The following is a 1,782-nucleotide window of genomic DNA, read 5'->3' as shown; positions in this document are numbered from 1 at the left end:
GACTTCTGCCTGTTGCGTTCCGACCTTACTTGCCTAGACCATTGTGGGAGGCATTAACAGAATTGTCAGTATTTTTTCGAGACATCTGTGCGACTAATTTAAATTTCCAACACTTGGAGTTGATGCAGAGAAATATTATTGAAATAATTTGTAAACTTGAAAGGATTTTCCCTCCATCGTTCTTCGACTCCATGGAACACTTAGCAATACACCTACCTTATGAGGCACAAGTTGGTGGACCCGTTCAATATCGATGGATGTATCCATTTGAACGGTATGTTTTCATACAATGTAATTTTTATGCACTTTAATTGAATAATTTGTTTTTTTTTCTAACTAATTAACATAAATAATGTAGGTATATGTTCTATTTGAAGAAGAAAGTCACCAATAAAGCCCAAGTAGAGGGTTCCATATGTGAAGCGTACTTGATAGATGAAATTACAAATTTTGCGTCTTATTATTTTGGTGATGACGTTCAAACAATATGGAATCGAGTTCCACGAAATGACGATGGTGGAGCTAAAAGTGAAGGTGGACAACTTTCTATTTTTTCCTATCCAGGACGAAAATTGTCTAAAAAATATTATAGACGGCAATTATCGCAGGAAGAAATGAAAATTGCGCACAACTATGTCATTTTCAATTGTCAAGAATTGAAACCCTATATAGAGTAAGTGTGAAATATTTTATTTTGTTTCTGAATTTATAATAACTTGATTTCAACTAACAATTAAAGATTTAGGCAATGTCGGATTGAGCTACATTCACGACAACCACAATTGACCGATATTGAAATTGAAAAACTATGCGAGGTTGAATTTCCAATTTGGTTGAAAAACCATGTAAGTATTTTTCACGACATATTTTGTTAAATTTACTATTTTGTATGAAATAATAATTCATACATTGTTATTGTTATGCTAGGTTGAATACAAATCAACCGGAATTGAGAATCAAATCTTTGCTCTTTCTATGGGTCCGTCAAATTCCGTGAAATGTTATAATGGGTATTATGTCAATGGGTTTAAATTTCATACTGCATTTTATGGTCGGTATAAAAAAACAATGAATAGCGGGGTTTGTGTAAAAGGAAGTTGCTACAATGGTAATGAAATTGATTACTATGGAATGCTTGAAGAAGTGATCCGGCTTAAATATTTAGGGAGTAAGTGCAAGGTTTTTATGTTTAAGTGTCATTGGTACGATACCAAACGTGGGCTTAAAGTGCATCGTTCAAATGGTTTGGTTGAGATCAAGCATACCTCTAGACTACATGGAAGTGAAGATTTTGTCTTGGCGCAGCAATGTCAACAAGTCTACTATACGTGTCCACCCGATAATAAATCTTCAGAATGGTGGGCAGTTATGAAGACAACAGCTAGAAGTCGTTATAATGTTGAGATGGGTGAATTTATTGAAAACAATGACAATGTTAAAACATTTGATGTTGATCAATCAGATGAAATTTCTCAACCATGTTGTGTGCTTCCTAATATGACACTTGATGAACCAAGTATATTTGTTGACACATCTTATTATGAAGAAGTCAACCAAAATGATTTGCTTACGGTAGAGGGAAATTGGGGAGACGATAATGAAATGGATTCGGATGAGGAAATTGAGTATGATAATGAAGTCGTTGGTGATGATGATAATGATGATGATAATAATGATGATTTGATTAGAAGTGATGATGATGATGATTAGCATTATGCAGGTATATTCAATGCATTTATTTTTATGTGATGATGATGCTGATTAGCATGCTGCTTGTATTTC

The 1,782-nt window shown here is 33.8% G+C and carries 2 protein-coding genes; both read left to right on the top strand.

Going from position 1 to position 1,782, the window contains the following annotated elements:
• Positions 1 to 428 precede the first annotated feature (428 nt).
• Positions 429 to 677 carry a hypothetical protein gene (locus tag ACKI2P_RS01125; RefSeq protein WP_407374411.1) on the top strand — a complete coding sequence of 83 codons (249 nt, stop codon included), beginning with the start codon at positions 429 to 431 and terminating at the stop codon, positions 675 to 677.
• Between the two features lie 691 nt (positions 678 to 1,368).
• Positions 1,369 to 1,710 (top strand): hypothetical protein, encoded by a 342-nt coding sequence (locus ACKI2P_RS01120; RefSeq protein ID WP_407374410.1) that lies wholly within the window; start codon positions 1,369 to 1,371, stop codon positions 1,708 to 1,710.
• The last annotated feature ends 72 nt before the right edge of the window (positions 1,711 to 1,782 follow it).

The sequence above is a fragment of the Methanobrevibacter sp. genome (assembly GCF_045541095.1).
Classification (GTDB): domain Archaea; phylum Methanobacteriota; class Methanobacteria; order Methanobacteriales; family Methanobacteriaceae; genus Methanocatella.
This window is presented reverse-complemented; position numbering and strand designations above follow the sequence as displayed.